Annotated in this window: 13 protein-coding genes; all 13 read right to left on the bottom strand. The window is 58.7% G+C overall.

Annotation, left to right across the window (positions count from 1 at the left end; genetic code table 11):
* A partial coding sequence (locus tag FVQ81_13610; GenBank protein MBW7997586.1) for an Asp-tRNA(Asn)/Glu-tRNA(Gln) amidotransferase GatCAB subunit A occupies positions 1 to 294 on the bottom strand: 294 nt, incomplete at its 3' end.
* A 63-nt stretch (positions 295 to 357) separates the two neighbouring features.
* Entirely contained in the window at positions 358 to 645 is a 288-nt protein-coding gene (gatC, locus tag FVQ81_13605; GenBank protein ID MBW7997585.1) for an Asp-tRNA(Asn)/Glu-tRNA(Gln) amidotransferase subunit GatC, read from the bottom strand.
* A 17-nt stretch (positions 646 to 662) separates the two neighbouring features.
* The gene (locus tag FVQ81_13600) at positions 663 to 2,027 is read right to left on the bottom strand and encodes a DegT/DnrJ/EryC1/StrS family aminotransferase (GenBank protein MBW7997584.1); all 1,365 of its coding nucleotides are present in this window, start codon (positions 2,025 to 2,027) and stop codon (positions 663 to 665) included.
* A 65-nt stretch (positions 2,028 to 2,092) separates the two neighbouring features.
* Positions 2,093 to 2,965 (bottom strand): site-specific DNA-methyltransferase, encoded by an 873-nt coding sequence (locus FVQ81_13595; GenBank protein MBW7997583.1) that lies wholly within the window; start codon positions 2,963 to 2,965, stop codon positions 2,093 to 2,095.
* Entirely contained in the window at positions 2,959 to 3,780 is an 822-nt protein-coding gene (locus FVQ81_13590) for a hypothetical protein (GenBank protein MBW7997582.1), read from the bottom strand. The genes FVQ81_13595 and FVQ81_13590 overlap by 7 nt, the downstream gene beginning before the upstream one ends.
* A gap of 29 nt (positions 3,781 to 3,809) precedes the next feature.
* Positions 3,810 to 6,119 carry an AAA family ATPase gene (locus tag FVQ81_13585; GenBank protein ID MBW7997581.1) on the bottom strand — a complete coding sequence of 770 codons (2,310 nt, stop codon included), beginning with the start codon at positions 6,117 to 6,119 and terminating at the stop codon, positions 3,810 to 3,812.
* A gap of 18 nt (positions 6,120 to 6,137) precedes the next feature.
* Entirely contained in the window at positions 6,138 to 7,496 is a 1,359-nt protein-coding gene (locus tag FVQ81_13580; GenBank protein MBW7997580.1) for a HAMP domain-containing histidine kinase, read from the bottom strand.
* 253 nt (positions 7,497 to 7,749) lie between these two features.
* Positions 7,750 to 9,066, bottom strand: coding sequence for a hypothetical protein (locus FVQ81_13575; protein ID MBW7997579.1), 1,317 nt, complete (start codon positions 9,064 to 9,066; stop codon positions 7,750 to 7,752).
* Positions 9,021 to 12,122 (bottom strand): hypothetical protein, encoded by a 3,102-nt coding sequence (locus FVQ81_13570; protein MBW7997578.1) that lies wholly within the window; start codon positions 12,120 to 12,122, stop codon positions 9,021 to 9,023. The genes FVQ81_13575 and FVQ81_13570 overlap by 46 nt, the downstream gene beginning before the upstream one ends.
* 55 nt (positions 12,123 to 12,177) lie before the next feature.
* A complete protein-coding gene (locus tag FVQ81_13565; GenBank protein ID MBW7997577.1) occupies positions 12,178 to 13,182 on the bottom strand; it encodes a bifunctional oligoribonuclease/PAP phosphatase NrnA in 1,005 nt (334 codons plus the stop codon).
* 126 nt (positions 13,183 to 13,308) lie between these two features.
* Entirely contained in the window at positions 13,309 to 15,021 is a 1,713-nt protein-coding gene (locus FVQ81_13560; protein ID MBW7997576.1) for a radical SAM protein, read from the bottom strand.
* 213 nt (positions 15,022 to 15,234) lie between these two features.
* Entirely contained in the window at positions 15,235 to 16,053 is an 819-nt protein-coding gene (locus FVQ81_13555) for an SAM-dependent chlorinase/fluorinase (protein MBW7997575.1), read from the bottom strand.
* Positions 16,054 to 16,323, bottom strand: a complete 270-nt coding sequence (locus FVQ81_13550; GenBank protein MBW7997574.1) for a hypothetical protein — start codon at positions 16,321 to 16,323, stop codon at positions 16,054 to 16,056.
* Positions 16,324 to 16,420 lie beyond the last annotated feature (97 nt).

The following is a 16,420-nucleotide window of genomic DNA, read 5'->3' as shown; positions in this document are numbered from 1 at the left end:
ATTGGACAGGATTTTAGATCCGCAGGTGGTGGGCAGCTTGCCGCGCACCACCATGTTGTCCTTGATCACCAGCGGCAGTCCGGCGGTTGGCGGGAGTTTTTCTCCCCTGGCGCGGGCGGAGTCAACCGCTTCCGCCTCGGCCAGTGCTTGTTCAGCCCGCACGCCGATCAGGCAGTTGTGCCCGTCCGCCCCGATCGACGCCAGGAACTCCTGGCAGACCTCGCGGGCGCCCAGCTCTGCGCCGGACAGCTTGCCCGCCAGCGCAGAGGCGCTCAATGTTCGTATCTCACTCAAAATCCGGCTCCGTTTCGCAATACCACAATCGTTTATTTGATCTGAATGGCGCGCATTGCAAAATTACTCGATCACCCTGGGCACGATAAAGAACGTGCCCTCTTTCCTGGGGGCGTTGGCCAGGGCTTCGTCCCGGTTCGGGAATTCCCGCACCTCGTCCGGCTGGACAGGCGTACGCTTGCCCTCCAGGAACGAATGGGGGCTGACCCCTTCGGTATCGACCTCGCTCAACTGCTCGACATGTTCCAGGATTGCGTTCATGTCCGCGGTCATGCGGTCCACCTCGTCCTCTCCCAGCTCCAGCCGGGCCAGGCGGGCGATCCTGGCGACTTCATCCCTCGTTACCGACACCTGGCACTCCTTTCGATTCAGGCTTTGGCAATCTGCGCCGAGGCTTTACGGAGTTTCTCCGCCGCCGTGGCGATATCTTCCATGTCTTTTTTCGTGCCCAGCAGCACGGCCTGGAACAGCCACAGGCCGGTTTCGCCGCAGACCCTGTCGTTGTTGGGGCACTCGTTCTCCGCACGCCACTTGTCAAGCCGTGTCTGCCCGAACACATATTTGTAATGCCTGCCGGTCAGCTTCTGCTCGATAAAGCCCTGCTTGTTGAGCGGAGGCATGGCGTAGCCGGTGCTGATCGTCTGGATCCCCTCGCGCTCCAGCGCGTCGCGGAACTTCCACTTGCTCATCCCGCTGAACTCGGCGCTGTCATAGTTCATCATGTAGAGGTGGTAGCCGTGGCGCGTCTGGCCCTCGTAGCTGCGCGCCGCGGCGATTCCCGGTATCTGGTCCAGCAGGGAATCGAGATAGCGGCCGTTGAGGTTGCGGCGCTCGGTCTGTTCCTCCAGGCGGCGCAGCTGGCCGTTGAGAATCGCGCCCTGGAACTCGGTCATCCGGTGGTTGCTGCCCGCGTTGGGGTAGCCGGTCAGGGTCGATCTCTGCGTGCCCGCGGGACGGCCGTTGTTGGTGTAGCTGGCCGCCATGTCCATCAGCACGTTGTCGTTGCCGATCACCGCGCCGCCCTCGCCGGAGGTCAGGTTCTTGGTTTCCTGGAAGCTGAAGCAGCCCAGATCGCCGAGGCTGCCCAGTTTCCGGCCGCGCCATTCGCCCAGCCAGGCCTGGCAGGCGTCCTCCAGCACGGGGAGGCCGTGCTTGCTGCCGATCTCCAGCAGACGGTCCATGTCGGATGCGCCGCCGCCGATATGCACCGGCATGATCGCCCGGGTGCGCGGTGTGATTTTCTCTTCCACCCGGTCCGGGTCGATCATGTGGGTTTCGGGATCGATATCGGCGAACACGGCCAGCGCGCCCACCTGGAAAACCACCTGGGCGGTGGCGACAAACGTGTACGGCGTGGTGATCACCTCGTCGCCCGGCCCGATCTCGAGCACGTTGAGCGCGGTGTTGAGCGCGCAGGTGCCGCTGCTGGTCGCCAGGGCCTGGGTCACGCCCATCAGCCCGGCGAATTTCCGCTCGAACGAGTTCACCTGGTCGTTGCCGAGCCGGCACCAGCCTCGGGAGCGGAACGTATCGAGCAGCAGGTTCTCGTCGGTGCTGTCGTACATCGGCCAGGAGGGGAACGGTTCGGTGCGCACGGGTGTGCCGCCCAGGATAGCGGGCTTGTCGGCGTTGGCGGCGAACACGTGGGGCGCGCCCAGCGAGCCGGCGGCAAGCGCTGCGCTGGCACCGGCGATAAACTTGCGGCGGCCGATCTTCTTCTCGTTGTCGCTCATGGCGGTCTCCCGTGGGAATGGTTCAGATGTTTTGCCAACAAAAAATGGAAATGATTTAGGATTGATCAGGCTTGTTTTATGAGTTTAACGGTATCCAAATCATCTGCAGAATAATATCTAATGTCATATTTACTGAACAATTGATTTGATCCTGCCTTTAGTCTTTTAAGTGTGTACTGGCAATATTCGGCATCAATTTCTACGCCAATGCTATGTCTATTTGTTTGCATCGCTGCTAGCATAGTAGTACCGGTACCACAAAATGGGTCAAGAACGGTATCATCAATAAATGAGAACATACTTACCAATCGATAAGCTAATTTAAGAGGAAAAGGTGCGGGATGATCTTTAGTAGATGCACCAGACAAGTTCCAGAATTGTCTGAACCATTTATTGAAGTCAGATTTGCTAATTTTAGAGTGCTTTCTTTGTTCTTCTGTTGGTTTACGATAACCACCTGGCTTTCTTTGCATTAAAATGAATTCAAAATCATTTTTAATAATTGAATTTGGTTCATATGGTTTACCTAAAAATTTGGAACCACGTTGAACTTCATAATTGGCATTGGATATTTTTTGCCAAATAATTGGATTCAAGTTATCAAAACCGACCTTTCTGCAACTGGTAACAATATCAGCATGAAGTGGAACGACCAGATGTCTGCCAAATTTTCTGCGGGATAGACATACATCTCCAACAACGCAGACCAAACGACCACCTGGAACTAATAGTCTAAAGCATTCCTTCCAAACTTTTTCCAATTCGAGGACGAAAAGATCGTAGTCTTCAATACTGCCTAGTTGATCAATCTCAGTTCTATATTTTTTTAGAGTCCAATATGGTGGAGATGTAAGTATTAAATGCACACTTTGATCTTCGAGGTAAGATATTTTTCGAGCATCATCATTTATAAGAAAATGTTTGGTGTGATTTAGCATTTATTCTTGTCCTTAATAAGAGCATCTATCATCTTACATGCATCATTGATTGAACTTTTAGAGTCTCCGGCGAATATGACATTGTTAATATTATTGGATTGTAATCTGCTTTTAATATTGATGTGTTGTTCAGGAAAAGGAAATAGGATAACAGCAAAGAATAGAGAATCTGGGAAGGCATTTTTCAGTTTAGAGGCCTTGTTTGCAATTTCATCACACCGTTTATGAATATCTCTTCTCGCCTCAATCCTTTTGACGTCAATGGCAACTTGTATTGCACCTTTAGCTGGACTGGCAGCATCTATTTCGAATTGCTCTCCTTCAATCTCAAATTTTCTTTTTTTAAATTCTTTTCTACAGACTTTATTCAGTGTAGTAGTGATTATTTTTTCCCAAGTACCCTTTTTCTTCCGGATTTCCTTATCAATGAAATATATCTGGTCAATTTTCCCTAAAGTATTAAGTTCCAAATAATCAGGCAGAAAAGGTTTTATATATCCCGCAATTATCTGAGCATTGCTTTGTGATATTTTTTTCCCATAAGTGCTAATAGATATATTCAAATCTCTAATCAGGGCACGCTCTCCTATATTACATGCAGCAAGCAAGGCCTTCAGTATGATTGGTTTTTGGTATAAAGCTTTGGCTAACTTATGCGCACTCATTGCAGAGAAGCAAATAACCTCAACCTGCTGAAATTCAAGATACGCAGAAAAAACTGCCTTTAGGGTCTTTTCTAATTCTTCTTTTCTAGCCTTTGCGTCTTCTTTAACCCAATCAAAATAAGTCTTTTGTGAACTATAATCTTGGCTCATATTTATTGCTCCTTCTGTAAATACTCCATTTACTCCCTCAGCAGCCGGGCGAACCGGGGTACGAGTTTCTTGCTGAACCCGGAGTCGAAGCGGACGGTGACCCGGATGTCGCCCAGGCTCTCGGTAACCTCCTGGATCGTCCCGCTGCCGAACGTGCCGTGCACCACCCGCTCGCCCTTGCGGTAATTCGGTTCATCCACCCCCGGGTCCGGCACGAACACCGGTTCTCCCGCGCTCTGCGGCTGCTCCCCGTTGACGGGTCCGTCGCCGCGGGGGGCGGCAAAAATGGGCGGCTGCGGCCCGATCGGGCTGCGGCCCCGTCCTCCGCGGCCGAACGTTTCGGCCTGACGGCGGGCATAGGCGCCGAACGAACCGGCCCGGCGGCGCAAGCTGGGGACCTTCTCCACCAGCTCGTCGGGGATGTCGCGCAGGAACATGCTGGGACCGCTGCCGGTGATTACTCCGTAACGCCTGCGGGTGGAGGCCCAGCTGAGGTACACCCGCTTCATGGCGCGGGTGATCCCGACATAGAACAGCCGGCGCTCCTCCTCCACCGCCTCCCCGTCGTCGTCCTCCCAGGCGCGGGAGATCGGCAGGAGGTCCTCCTCGACACCGGTGATAAACACGGCCGGGAACTCGAGGCCCTTGGCGTTGTGCAGGGTCATCAGGGTCAGGCAGTCCTGGTCCGGATCGTGGAAATCGATCTCGGAGACCAGCGAGGTCTCGGCCAGCCAGCCCTCCAGGCAGCTCACGCCCTCCTCGCCGCTGAAACGCTCGCTGTACTCCTCGGCGGCGTTGACAAGCTCCTGGATATTCTCCATGCGGCCCTGGGCCTCGATCGTATCCAGCTCGGCCATGCTGTCGTTGTAGCCGGAGCGGCGGATCAGCTCCTGGAGCACCGCGGTTGCGCTCTCGGTACGGGAGGCGGTGCGCAGGTCCTCGAACATCGTGTGCAGCTCCATCACCGTGCCGGCCACCTTGCCGCCCACACCCTCTGCCCGGTCGGCCTCGCCCAGCACGTGGTACAGCGGCTCGCCCAGCTCGACAGCCAACCGGGTGAGCCTGCTCAGCGTGGCCGGGCCGATCCCGCGGGCGGGGACATTGATTATCCGGTAGAGGCTGGTGCTGTCCCGGGGGTTGACAATCACCTTGAGGTAGGCCATCAGGTCCTTGATTTCCTTGCGCTCGTAGAACCGCAGGCCGCCGATAATCACCACCTTGACACCGTTGCGGTTGAACGCTTCCTCCAGCACGCGGCTCTGGGCGTTGGTGCGGTAGAGTACCGCCAGCTCGCGCCAGGCCAGGCCAAGTTCCTCGGTCGCCCGGCGGGAGTGGGACACCACCTGGTCGGCCTCGTCGAGTTCGTTCTCGCACTCGAGGACGACAGCCTTGTCTCCGGCGGATTTCTCGGTCCACAGTTTTTTTGGTTTGCGCCCGCGGTTACGCACCACCACGGCATTCGCAACCTCGAGGATGTTGCCGGACGAGCGGTAGTTCTGCTCGAGCCGGACCACCGTGGTGCCGGGGAAATGCTCCGCGAAATCGAGGATATTGCGTATCTCGGCCCCGCGCCAGCCGTAGATCGACTGGTCGTCATCGCCCACCACGCAGAGGTTGGCCGGGCTGCCGGCCAGCATCCGCACGAGATTGTATTGGGCGCGGTTGGTGTCCTGGAACTCGTCAATCAGGATGTGCCGGAATTTGCGGCGGTAGCGCTCGAGCACCTCTGGAGCCTTGGCGAACAGCTCGGCCGGCCGGATGATCAGGTCATCGAAATCCATCGCGTTATTTTCTTTCAGCGCGTGCTCGTAGCGCTCGTAGATCTCTGCTGTACGGGAATCAGCGGGGTTGCCGCCCCCCTTTTTGACATCCTCGGGTATGCGGAGGTCGTTTTTCCAGCGGCTGATTTTATGCCTGAGCTGACGGGGTTTGAGGTTCTGGAACGAGTCGGGGAGTTCCTTGAGGATATTCTTGACCACCCGCTCGCTGTCATCGGCGTCGTAGATCGTGTAGTTCTGGTTGTAGCCCAGCAGTTGGGCGTCACGGCGCAATATGCGGGCGAAAATGCTGTGGAACGTGCCGATCCACAACGAAGTGCCCTGGCCGATCAGGTTTTCGACCCGGGCTTTCATCTCGCCGGCGGCCTTGTTGGTGAACGTGAGGGCCAGGATATCCGAGGGCGGCACGCCCAGCTCGCCGACCAGCCAGGCGATCCTGAATGTCAGCACACGGGTCTTGCCGCTGCCGGCGCCGGCCAGCACCAGCAGCGGGCCCTCGCCGTGAGTTATAGCCTCGCGCTGGGGCGGGTTGAGCTTGTCGAGCAGTTGCTGAGAATTCATAAGCTTGAAGATTTCACCTTATTGTTTAACCGTGTCGCTGGTTTCGGTGGCCGGCAGGGTTACCAGAAACACCGTCCCTTTGTCCGACGAACTTTGGGTCAGCATGATCCTGCCGCCGTGGTTTTCCTCGATTATCCGTTTGGCCAGGGCCAGGCCCACGCCCCAGCCTTTGCTCTTGGTGGTCACGCCGGTGTCGAAGATGTGACGGCGGACATTGCCGGGAATGCCGGGGCCGTTGTCGCTGAAGATGATATCGACCTCATCGCGCTCGGAGTCGTACATGGCCTCGATCCGGATAATGCCCCCGCGGCCGGTGAGCGCATCGATGCTGTTCTTGATGATATTCTCGAAGGCCCATTCCAGCAGGGTGGGGTTACCCCGCACGGGCAGAAGTTCGCCGAGTTCCACTTTCAGTTCGATTATTTTGCCGCGCTTGGGCAGCCGGGCGCGGAAGTACTGTTCGGTGCCGCGCAGAACCTCGGCCAAGTCCAGGCGGTCGTAGCTGCTGCGCCGGCCGATCAGCTCGAAGCGGTGGGCCACCTTGCTCAGCCGCTCGACATCCTGGCCGATCCCGTCCACGATTTCTTTCTCCTGGCCGTCCACCTGGTCCACCGTTTCCAGGTCTACCGAGCCACGGAGGGCGCGGGCCTCGGAGAGCTTGATTTTCAGCAGTTCGAGCCAGCCGTAGAGGCTCGAAATCGGAGTACCGAGCTGATGGGCGCTCTCACGGGCCATCCCGGCCCAGATCAGGCTGCGTTCGGTGCGGGCCTGACGGCGCAGGATCCAGAGGGCGATCACCACGAACAGAACCAGCATCCCGCCCAGGTACAACGGGATCGTGCGCAGGCGGGTCAGCGCGGGCGGGTCGCCGTAGTGGACCACGAACTGTTCCTCGAGCGCGTTGTTGAGGATCCTCATCGGCGGGTTCTGGCGGTCCATGTTCTGAATCGTCGCCTTGATCCGGGCCAGCACCTCGGGGTCCCTGGTGTTGATATCCTCCGGCACGCCGATGGATTTCCACATCACGGGCGTACCGGTGGAATCAGTGATCGCCAGCGGGTTGTCGAACTCGCCCACCAGCTCCCGCAGGACGTCGGTGTCGTTGCCGTACTGGACGAAAATATTGACCAGCTCCTGGTCTTCCAGGCCGGTGCGCATGTCGAACGCGTTGACCATGAACTGGGCGACAGCCTTGCTGAGCACGTACTCGTCGCGTTCCAGGTCGCGGACAAGGCTCTGGGTATAAAGAAAATAGCCCAGCAGCATGACGAAAAACACCGCGGTCAGCAGCACCAGCGACCAGAAACTGAGCCGGGTGGGCAGTGTGAACACCGAGCGGTGACGGATCACATGCTGGCCGGTTTCCTTTTGTGGCATCGGACCTGGCTCCGCCGCAAGTCGAGAAAATACGGTAAGTTGAACGATTAAATAAGTTATTCAATCCGTCTGCTAAGGGCAAGAGGAAAGACTGAAGCCGGAATCCACTTTCGGGCCTGTGAAATCATGCAATTGACAGGCTGGCGCAATTTTGCCCGGAAAGCCGGATCAATTGAACGGGGGGTGCAAAACGCCCCGCAGAGTCAGTACCCTGCGGGGCGCTTGTTTGTTGCCGTCTTGATCGGTGCCCGCTCTAGACCGCTGCCGCGGTTTCGACCGGGAAGTGGTCGGGAAACACCCTCTCGGTCCGTTTGCGCTGCTGATAGCTGCGGGCCAGTTCCATGAAAATCCCCACGTCGCGGTCCACGTCGTACTGGCTGCCGTCGAAAAAGAAATTGCGGATCGGCATATTGTCCATCTGCGCGCTCACCACCGGGTAGATCGCCTCGGTGACAATCCCGTTCATGCAGGTGAACGGGCTGATATCCACCACACCGTCGCAGCCCTGGTGGTAGTGGGAGACGGCTTTACCGACCGAGAGAGTCATCTCGCCCAGCGCTCCCTGGTGGGGAAGGTAAGGCTGGGAGTAGTTGAGGATTTTATGGATTTCCGGCTCCTCGTAGCCCTTGAAATCGTCGTGGTAGGGCGCGTAGAGCGCGTGCTCGTCTTTCTGCTGGATCCAGTTCTTGATCTTCGCGCCCAGCATCTTGACCGTGAAGCGCTGTCCGCTCTGGCTCAGAAGTTTCTGCTGCTGTGTATTGGAGTACCAGACCCACTCGACAATATGGGACAGGGTGCATTCGCCGCCGAATTCCTCGATCTTGTTGATCAGGAAATCGTTGGTAAACGGGGTCAGGCGGCAGAAAATCTCGCCGACCACGCCGATCAGCGGACGGCGGCGGTTGAACCGGGCCGGGATAGCACGGTACTGGTCGCGCGAGACAGTCATCGCCTCGACCAGCTTGTCCATCCGCTCCCCGGTGTCGGTCTCCTCGACTTCCAGCACTTTTTCGACCCGCCTGAGCGATTCGGTGTGAACCTTGTCCGTATCTCCCTGGTTGATTTCGTAAGGCCGGGTCTTGTGGGTCATTTTACGCAGGATATCGGCGCAGATCAATCCGCGCAGAGCGTTGCGCATCAATTTGTTGCCATGCTCGCCCATGCCATCGTAACCATCGCTGCTGGTGGGGCTGAACACGAGCACGTCGTCCAGGCCTATCTCGCCCAGGATTTTCTTGATATATGGCGCGTACTGGCCGAACCGGCAGGGCCCGTCGGCCGTGGGCATGAAAAACGCCGTCTTCGCCGGCTCGAAATCGGGCTGCTCGGTAAGCTTGAGGAAATTGCCCAGCATCACCGGGGCGGGGAGGCATTCCTCGCCGCTGGTGTAACGCCTGCCCAGTTCCAGAGTGCGTGCGTCGCTGTCCGGGCTGATTTTCGCATTTATCCCCACGCTGCGGAAGGCGGCGGCAAACGCCATCGCCCCGCCGAAGCTCATCTGGGGTACGTAAAGGATGCGGCCCTTTAAAGATTTCCTGCTTCCGCCATTTCCTGCTCTGTCGTTCCCCATCGTCTCAACACTCCCTTGCTGTCCAGGTAAGCCTCGCAGCGGGTAAGCATCCCGGCGTCGTTGTTATGCTCGTCGAACTGCAAGCTCAGGTACGGCCTGCCGCTGGCCTTGGTCACGAAATGCTTGATATAGGAATCGGGGCCGCAATTGAAGTTGGTGATATAGATGATATGGAGCTTGGGCTTGTCACGAACCGAACGCGCCGCTGCCAGGATCTTCTCGCCATAGCCCCAGAACATGTTCTCGTGAATGTCGTTGATATCCACGCCGTCGATATTGAGGAAATCGAGGCCGATCACGTTGACGCCGTAGTAATTGCGCAGTTTGGTGGCGATTTCGAGGTTGATGCCCTTGTCGTAGATATTGTACGGGCGGCCCAGCAGCAGGATGCCATGCTCCTTGTGGCTGTTCAGCACCGCCATCGCGCGCGCTCCGGCTTCGTGGAGACTGCGGCCGAAAGCGGTCTGGACCGCGAAAGCTTTCGACACGGCGCCTCTGATGTCTTTCAGCCTGTGTTTCAAGCCCGCCTCTTTCAGCGAGTCATACAGCGATTTCGCAACCGCTTCCTCGCCCTGGTTGAACCACAGCGTGGGCATCATGATCCTGTCCGCATACTCGGAGATAATCGGCGCGGCGCGGACCACGAAGGGCAGGGTCTGGTTCCAGGGGCAGAAGAACGAGGGCCGCATGGGGTCGCCGCCGGGGGCGGAGATGTTGTTCGGGACAAACAGGCGGTCTACCCCCTGGTCGATCAGCCAGCGCACGTGGCCGTGGGCCACCTGGATCGGGAAACAGGGTTCGCTGACCACGCATTCCAGGCCGAGGTTGGCGATCTGGTTGGTGGTCGGTTCGGAGAGCAGGACCTTGACGTCCAGTTCGCCGAAGAACCGCAGCCAGAACGGCATCCACTCGTAGAACGACATGCAGAACGGAATACCCACCACGGGGCCTTTGCCCGCGCCGGGGTCATAGTCCTCCACCAGCAGCTTGGCGCGGAAATCGATCAGGTCCTCGATCACCGGCTGGCGCTCGGCCTTGACAGCCTTGCGGTAGCGTTCGCTGCACTTGTCGCCCCAGTAGGTGCGCTCGCCCTCCACCGTGAATTCCTGCATCTGGCAGTAGTTGGTGCAGGCGTTGCAGGTGAACTCGCGGATCTTGTAATCGACCTGGTCGAGATTGAATCCGCGGAACCGGCTGCGCTCGCTGCTCTTGAGCATCTTCTGGCGGGCCAGCAGGGCCTCGCCCAGCGCGCCCATCACCCCGTTGAGCGGCGGCACGATCACCCGCTTGCCCAGGATCGAGCTTAGCGCGGCGGCCACCGAGTCGTTGTAGGCGGTGCCGCCCTGGAAGAAGAGTACCTCGCCAATCTTGCGGCCGCGCACGACCCGGTTGATGTAGTTGGTCGCCACCGAGTAGGCCAGTCCGGCGACCACGCGCTGGAGCTCAGCCCCGCGCTGAAGGTAGCTGTTGACATCGCGCTCCATGAACACCGTGCAGCGTTCTCCCAGGCGAAGGGGGTTTTCGCTGCCCAGGGCGATCTCGGCAAACTCGTCCTTGATCCGGATACCCAGTTCCTTGGCCCGTTCCTCCAGGAAACTCCCGGTGCCGGCGGCGCAGGCCTCGTTCATCGCGAAATCGACAACCACGCCTTTTTCGAGACTGATATACTTGCTGTCCTGGCCGCCGATCTCGAAGATGGTGTCCACGCCGAGGTCCAGGATATTGTGATCCACGAAACTCGCGCCGGTCTTGTGGGCCGTGATCTCGTCGTTGACCGTGTCGGCGCCCACCAGCTCGCCGATCAGCTCGCGGCCCGAGCCGGTAGTGCCCACGCCGCGGATGACAATCTTGTCGCCGAGTTCGGTTTCGATCTCGCGCAGGCCGCGTCCCACCGCCTCGATCGGGCGGCTTTCAGTGTTGGTGTAGATTTCGCGCAGGACATTGCATTCGGTGTCGATCAACACCAGGTTGGTGCTGACCGAACCGATATCGATTCCCAGGAACGCCTCGCGCTGCTCGAGAATTTCAGCGGGGTCCAGCGCGGCCATCCGGTCGCGCAGCAGGACCACGTTCTCCATCGAAAGCCGGCTGCCGTGCGGGAACTCGCGCCGTTTACCGTTCTGCCTGTCCAGGCTGAACCCGGTGCCTTTCCAGTCCTCGCCTCGCCTGATTCCCTCGGCATGCACAGCCGCGCCGATCGCGCCGAAGGAGGCGTAGTTTTCCGGGATCACCAGCGTGTTCTCTTCCCAGCCGAACACATTCTCCAGCGCCTGGACCACGCCGCGGTTGGCGGCCACGCCGCCCACGAACGCAACCCGCGGCTCGACAGTTTTGCCTTTGGTGATCGCGCCCTTGAAGTTGCGGGCGACCGATTCGCAGAGGCCCTTGAGGATTTCCTCGGGAGTGAACCCTTTCTGCTGGGCGTGGATCATATCGCTCTTGGCGAACACCGAGCAGCGGCCCGCGATCTTGGGGGCGCGGCCGGTGGCCAGCACGATATCGCCGATCTCCTCGACCTTGAACCGTAGCCGTCCGGCCTGCTGGTCCAGGAACCCGCCGGTGCCGGCGGCGCAGTCACCGTTGGTCTGGTAGTCGACAATCCCCAGGCCGCCGCCGGCTTCGTCTTTCTCGAAGAGCAGATACTTGGAGTTCTCGCCGCCCATCTCGAACACGGTCCGGACCTCGGGAAGCATCAGCTCCACGGCCCGGGCCAGACAGGCGAACTCGTTCTGGATCAGCACCCCGTATTCGTCTTTGAGCAGACCGGCTCCGCAGCCGGTGGCGACCACCTCGCCCAGGTTCTGCCTGCCGACAAGCTCCTCGAGTTTTTCCAGCAGGGATTTCGCCTGCTGCATGGGGTTACCGGCAATCCTGGCGTAATTCGTGATCGCCAGATGGCAGCTTTCACCGGTGAAAGGGTGGGTAATGGTCACCACCCGCTGGAAAAGGGAGTTGTCCGCGAGAGAAGAGAAAAACCGGTGGTCTGATTTATCTGTCGAATACAGCGCCGCTTTAACGCTGACGCTGCCGAGATCGATCCCGATATTTATCGCCATTTATCCCGTCCTGTGGTGCGTTAACCGAGGACGTGTCCGCCTGATTTTCACGCCCTCAAACTTCTGCCCTGTTCTCGAAACACTCGGCGGCTGCCTCGACGACCCGGGCGACAACCACCTCCAGCGCGCCCTCGATCACCGCGCCGCTGGCCCGGAGATGTCCGCCGCCGCCGAATTTCTCGGCCAGGGTGTTGACATTGATCCCGGCCGATTTGCTCCTGAAACTCACCTTGATCCGTCCACCGTCCAGCTCCCGGAAATAGATACACAGTTCCACCGGGTCCAGCGCGCGGATAACATCGACAAAAGTCTCGGTCTCCTCCAGGGTGGCCCCGGTCTGCTCCATTATTTCAGCTGTCAGGCTGATATGCGCCAGCCGGTTGTCGTAGGCCAGGCCGAGTGTATTCAACACTTTTCCCAACGCTTTTACACCGGCGATCGAACTTCGTTCGAACAGGAGGCCGTAAACGTAGTTGGGTCTGACTTCGTCGAACGCGCTCAGCTCCGTGGCCATGCGGAACACCGGGCCGGCGGTGTTCTCGAAGCGGAAACTGCCGGTGTCCTTGACCAGGGCCGTATACAGGCTGAATGCTATCGCGCCGTCCAGCGGGTGGCCGAGGTCCTTCAGCAGGTCATAGACCAGCTCTCCGGTGCTTGAGTAGCTGTCCCTGATCACCGAGCCGGGGGTCAGCGCTTCATCGGCGGGGTGATGGTCGATGCAGAGCACCTTGCCGGCTCTGGCCATCACTTCGCCGTCCATCGGCCGCAGCCTCCCCCACTGGGAGGCGTCGAGGAAAAAAATCACTTCGGTCTCGTCCAGCAGGCGACAGCTTTCCTCCGGCCCGGTTTTGTCGAAGCCGCGCACGACTCCGCCGGGGTCGAGGAAATCGAGCGCAGCAGGCAGGCTGTCCGGGTTGAGTACTACGCACTGCTTGCCCATCTGCTCCAGCGCCCGCCACAGCGCCAGTTCGCTGCCGATCCCGTCCGCATCGGGGTCCCTGTGCGTACAGAGCAGAAACTTCCCGTTATCGCCGATCGCCTTTTTGACCGACTCCCACAAGATGGTACTCCCCTGGTTTCCCGCACCCTTTGCGCGGGGACGGACCGGACCGGGACCTTAATTGGAAAGCGGAGATAGGCTGCTATCTCCGCTTGCAAATCAGCCGGCGCAATTAACTCAGCCGCGCTAATTCTGCGCAGCCTCCCTTCGCCGCTGCTTGTACTCCTCGAGCGTAATCGAGTACTCTTCCTCGATCGCGTTGCGGTGGCAATGGCCTCCGTTGTAGCTGCAGAACGGGATAATTTTCCCGGCCGGCGTGCTGTAGTGAACCACGCAGCGGCGCACCCGTTCCAACTCGTAGTTGTAGGAGTCCATGAAATGCATACCGGCAACCAGCAGGGTTTTGTTGGTGTAAGTGCCGTCTTTTTTTCCGCGGCCGGCATTCTTGTCGAAAAAACCGTCGAGCGTCTGCAGGAACTTGGTGAAGCCCATGCCTTTCGGCGCTTTTTTCTTGTCGAAGTACTTCTGGATCTTGTAGAAAGCATTCATCTGCGCGAACTGTTTGAACCGGCTGCTGCGGGTTTTGGCCGCCAGATAGTTCAGTTCGGTGAACATCCCCTCCACGTCGACAAACTGCGTGAGCGGTACCGGACGGTTGGTGCCCTGCTCGATAAAGAGATAGGTTCCGAGCGAGCAGTGGGGATGGCAGCTGATATGGACAGTCTCCGCTCCGCGCAGAGCGCTGATAATCTTGCTGACCGGGCTGGTGAAACTCAGGGGATACCAGTCGTCCATGGTGACGTACCCGGTCTGCTCCATCACGTTGCGTGCCAGGTCGGGGAGGGTGTAGCGCAGTTTCTGGCGATCCTCGCAGTTCAGCCGGCCGGTCAGGCTCACCGGCTGGTAGGAGATCGCGCTGAGCACGTCGATATTGTCCAGGGCGTACTGCAGGATCGGACCCACCTGGTCTTCGTTGATCCCGGCGGCGATAGTGGGCACGAACACGATCTTGATCCCTGCCTTGCGCACTGCTTCGATCGTGCGCTCCTTGTACTTCATCAGCGCCCGGCCGCGGGTCTGCTCGTAAATCCTGTCCTCCACCCCGTCGAACTGGAGGTAGATCGTGTGCAGTCCGGCCTCGGCCGCGCGCATGGTGAAATCCTCGTCGGCGAACTTGATTCCGTTGGAGGCCACCTGGATGTGGCTGAATCCGAGTTCGCTGGCTCCCCGGAGGATATCGAGGAAATCGGGGTGAATGGTGGGCTCGCCGCCGGAGAACTGCACCATCCGTCCGCTGACCGGCTGCTCGGTTTGGTAGAGCCTCAGCATATCCATAATCTCTTCCTTGCTGGGCTCGTAGATCCTGCCCAGCCTGTTCGCGTTGGCGAAACAGATCGGGCAGTTCAGGTTGCAGCGGTTGGTCAGGTCGATATTGCCGAGGGAGGTGTGGCTGGTGTGCTGGTTGCAGATTCCGCAGTCATCGGGACAGGTGGAGCATTCGCTCATCGGGTTCATCAGACCCTTCCCGTCGCCGAACTCCCATTTTTCGGCCTTGAGGAATAAATCCACGTCCGACCAGTACAGGTCCTTGACATAGCCGTGGTCCGGGCAGGTTTTCTCCATCCAGACCTTGCCGTCTTCATCGAACATCCTGGCCATGATGATTTTCATGCAGCCGGGTTCGGGGCAGATCGATTCCACTTCCTTGGGCAGGCCTTTGGTCATGTTGTTGATCGGAGCGCCCATGTAGGTCGTGTCGACCGGGCGATTGAATATTTCTTTCGGGCTGGTAGCCATCAGGCCTCTACCTCCTGAATCCAGTTCGGATGCCGGCCCCGCCCCCGGAACGGAAGCCTCAGCGCCCGTATCGGCTCCCACCGGTCCGGACACTTCAAGCATTAGCAAATTTGTTTTGATTCGACGCAGCCGGCGATCCGGCCCTTGCGCGGTAAAACTCGTCAGAAAACTCAACTTTAATATCTTAAGCGCAAACAGGTGGGGTTTTGTTACAGCCGGAACTGCTTTTCGGCCGCGCCGCAACGGGAACAACGAGGCCAATAACGCAATAAAGATATGTTCTCTCCGCCCGCTGTCAATATATTAGTGCCGCCCTCACTGCCTGGTAATGGTCACTACCGCGTAGGCCGATATCGTTCCCAGCTTGGCCGCTGCGCTTTCCAGGTTGGCCGCCACCTCGAGTCTGCCGGTGCCGCCCAGCAGCGCCAGCAGCTCGCCGCGCCCGGCCTGGGCGTAATGGCTGCTGAGCCCGTCGATCTTTTTGCCGCAGATCGTAACTCTCAGGCTGCTCCTGTCGAACTCCAGCGAATCCAGTTCGGCGGCCGTGATATCGGTAATCAGGTTGCCGAACCTGTCGGTGTGGACCACGTTGCCCGTTATCCGGTCTTCGCCGATCAACTTTCTCCGGGTTCCAGTCTGGCGGACCGGGTTATCCACCGGCGGGCCGAATTTCTGCGGGGCAATCCCGGCGGCCAGGTGCGCGGCTGCCGGAGCGAAAATATCGCGGCCGTGGAAAGAGCGGCTTATTTCCGGCAGCATGTAGCGGCTCTCGGCAATCTCATAGCAGCTCCAGAGCTTGTCTCTGAGATACACCGGCTCGAACACGCCGTTGTCCGGTCCCACCAGCACGCAGTTGCCGGAAACGACAATCAGCGCGCGTCTTTTGCTGCCCACCGTCGGGTCGACCACCACCAGATGGATCGTCCCGTCGGGATAGAAATCGAGCACGTTGTCCAGCAGGAACGAGGCCTGCCGGATCCGCCCGTGATCAATATCGTGGGTCACATCCACGAGCCGCGCGCCGGGGGCGATACCGAGGATCACCCCCTTCATCGCGCCCACGTAGCCATCCCTGGTACCGAAATCGGTAGTCAGGGTGATCAGCCGGTGCACCTTATCGCGCCGCGCAGGCATTCAGGATTCGTCCTTCGGCCTGGATTCGCTGCGGGTCGCCTGCGCTGGAAGGGTTTTTCCCTTCCAGTTGCGCACTCCGCGGATAAAAAACAGGATGGCCATCCCGCCGAGCAGCAGGGTCCAGCCGAAACTCTTCTCCGCCATGAAAACCCAGACAGTAAACAGAGCAAGCGAGCCGGCCACGAAGAAATCCATCTTGAAATAGTTTCCCTCGATCTGCTCCAGCTCTTCGAGCGACTCGAAATTATTTTTCGGTTCGTTACCGGCCATCGGCATGCTCACGAAAGTCTTGGCGGTCCTTTCCCCGGCCCGAAACAGCGGGCTGAGAAGGCAAAAAGCAAGATCAAAGCTACCAGAATATTATCAT

The sequence above is a fragment of the Candidatus Glassbacteria bacterium genome (assembly GCA_019456185.1).
GTDB lineage: Bacteria > Gemmatimonadota > Glassbacteria > GWA2-58-10 > GWA2-58-10 > JAJRTS01.
Note: the sequence above shows the minus strand (reverse complement) of the source record. Positions and strands in the feature narration are given on the sequence as shown.

Bases quoted from the DNA above. Each gene is read 5' to 3' on its own strand.
- FVQ81_13570 (MBW7997578.1), bottom strand. From the start codon at position 12,122: ATGGCGATAAATATCGGGATCGATCTCGGCAGCGTCAGCGTTAAAGCG.
- FVQ81_13600 (MBW7997584.1), bottom strand. From the start codon at position 2,027: ATGAGCGACAACGAGAAGAAGATCGGCCGCCGCAAGTTTATCGCCGGT.
- FVQ81_13550 (MBW7997574.1), bottom strand. From the start codon at position 16,323: ATGGCCGGTAACGAACCGAAAAATAATTTCGAGTCGCTCGAAGAGCTG.
- FVQ81_13555 (MBW7997575.1), bottom strand. From the start codon at position 16,053: ATGCCTGCGCGGCGCGATAAGGTGCACCGGCTGATCACCCTGACTACC.
- FVQ81_13585 (MBW7997581.1), bottom strand. From the start codon at position 6,119: ATGAATTCTCAGCAACTGCTCGACAAGCTCAACCCGCCCCAGCGCGAG.
- FVQ81_13580 (MBW7997580.1), bottom strand. From the start codon at position 7,496: ATGCCACAAAAGGAAACCGGCCAGCATGTGATCCGTCACCGCTCGGTG.
- FVQ81_13575 (MBW7997579.1), bottom strand. From the start codon at position 9,066: ATGGGGAACGACAGAGCAGGAAATGGCGGAAGCAGGAAATCTTTAAAG.
- FVQ81_13595 (MBW7997583.1), bottom strand. From the start codon at position 2,965: ATGCTAAATCACACCAAACATTTTCTTATAAATGATGATGCTCGAAAA.
- FVQ81_13560 (MBW7997576.1), bottom strand. From the start codon at position 15,021: ATGCTTGAAGTGTCCGGACCGGTGGGAGCCGATACGGGCGCTGAGGCT.
- FVQ81_13590 (MBW7997582.1), bottom strand. From the start codon at position 3,780: ATGAGCCAAGATTATAGTTCACAAAAGACTTATTTTGATTGGGTTAAA.